Below are 299 nucleotides of genomic sequence, written 5' to 3'. Positions count from 1 at the left end.
ATCCGCGATCATGCCGGACAGCACGTCCGCGCTCGTATCGCCCGGCACGACGATCATGTCGAGGCCGACGGAGCAGACTGCGGTCATGGCTTCCAGTTTTTCCAGACGCAGGCAGCCGGTGCTGGCTGCGTGAATCATGCCGGCATCTTCCGAAACCGGAATGAAGGCGCCGGACAGACCGCCGACGTGGCTGGTCGCCATGACGCCGCCTTTTTTCACGGCATCGTTCAGCATGGCCAGGCAGGCGGTGGTGCCGTACGCGCCGCACGTTTCCAGACCCATTTCTTCGAGAATATAGG

1 protein-coding gene is annotated in these 299 nt (G+C 62.5%); it reads right to left on the bottom strand.

Annotated elements, in window-relative coordinates:
• The coding region (locus tag ACLUYS_RS00655) for a DUF711 family protein (RefSeq protein WP_412658647.1) at window positions 1-299 on the bottom strand (299 nt) is incomplete at both ends.

It is taken from the genome of Allobaculum sp., from assembly GCF_047010065.1.
GTDB classification, from domain to species: domain Bacteria; phylum Bacillota_I; class Bacilli_A; order Erysipelotrichales; family Erysipelotrichaceae; genus Allobaculum; species Allobaculum fili.
This window is presented reverse-complemented; position numbering and strand designations above follow the sequence as displayed.